Source organism: Phocaeicola sp. RTP21198st1_B8_RTP21198_201120 (assembly GCF_040929485.1).
GTDB classification, from domain to species: Bacteria; Bacteroidota; Bacteroidia; order Bacteroidales; family Bacteroidaceae; genus Phocaeicola; species Phocaeicola dorei.
Genome location: NZ_JBCOCI010000360.1, coordinates 1 through 1,361 on the forward strand (window position 1 = coordinate 1; position 1,361 = coordinate 1,361).

Consider the following 1,361-nt stretch of genomic DNA (forward strand, 5'->3'; position numbering starts at 1 on the left):
CTCTTATAAGTAACCGGCTGACCGTCTTTGGGCTCCTTACCCGTACCTTGTACATATCCCAGGAATCCGTTCGGATGTACGGCATCTTTCACCATAGCGTTCCACGCTTTTAAAAGGACGGGAAGATATTCTTTACGGTCGAGCAGTCCGTTACGAACTCCCCAAGCCATACCGTATACAAACAGCGCTGTTCCGGAAGTCTCTTTGCCTCCGAAGTTCGTCGGATCATGAAGGCTGACATTCCAGAAACCGTCTTCACGCTGACACTTCTTCAATGCCTTGCTCATGGTCAGGAAATCATTGACATAGTCCTGACGGTGTTTTTCGTCAGAGGGAATTTCATCCAAGACACGCACCAAAGCAGCATATACCCATCCGTTTCCACGACTCCAATAGCAATCCTCTCCATTAGGCTCCTTATAGGGAGGATTGAAATCCTGATCGCGCCACCACAGACCGTCTTTCTGATTGAACATACCGGTTTCATCGTGCTGACTGCGTGTATAATAGTACATATCCCACATCTTGTCGTAGTACTTCTGTTCCCCAGTCATCTTTCCGAATTTAGCAAAAATAGGCATTGCCATCTGTACAGCGTCAATCCACCACCAGTCGTTCACCTGCGGGGTGTTCACTACCATATCGATACTTGCTTTGATATTCCGGATCATGTTCGGGTCTGACGGACAAATATTATATAAGTCGATATACGTTTGTCCACAGCAATGGTCGTCGGCGTTACGGGTGGTATTGCCGTTTCTCATTCCCCATTTGTGAAAATCAGCCCAATCGTAGGCATACTTATAATAATCCTCACGCGGATAAATAGAATAGAGCGCCATCAGCCCCTCATAATATACGCCACGTGTCCAGATATTACTGGGACGTACACGACCATAAAAACTGGGGATAGTATAATCGGCATACTTTTTCATAAAGTAACCGTTCACTTTCTTCATGACCTCCAATGTTTCCTTTTGATCGGGCAAGTTTTGAGCATTTACACTGACAGCACCTGTCAATATGAAAAAGAGTAATAGTACTAATTTATTTTTCATGTACATTCTTAGATTATTTATTGTTGAAACTTACTTTAATTTTCCCTGCATACGGATTGAAATCGAAAAGAACTTTATCTCCGGAAATATGTGCGGAAAGCTGCTTTTTACCTTGTTTCACAGACACCTTTTCTACTGCTTCTCCCACAAGCACCATGGTTAATGGTTCTGTATACATTTTCTTGTCCAATGTCATTTCAGGAGTAATCGTCAATCCTCTCTTATGTGTGGAAACGTTTAATCGAATATCATCCCTCTCACTTATATAAGCAGCCACTTCACGAAACGTACCTACCCAAATCT

At 43.3% G+C, this 1,361-nt stretch carries 1 protein-coding gene and 1 pseudogene; both read right to left on the reverse strand.

The window, feature by feature from the left end; genetic code table 11:
• A partial coding sequence (locus AB5935_RS26295; protein WP_368327904.1) for a glycoside hydrolase family 88 protein occupies nucleotides 1-1,058 on the reverse strand: 1,058 nt, incomplete at its 3' end.
• A gap of 13 nt (nucleotides 1,059-1,071) precedes the next feature.
• Nucleotides 1,072-1,361 (reverse strand): annotated as a pseudogene (locus AB5935_RS26300) (polysaccharide deacetylase family protein); the annotation flags it as partial.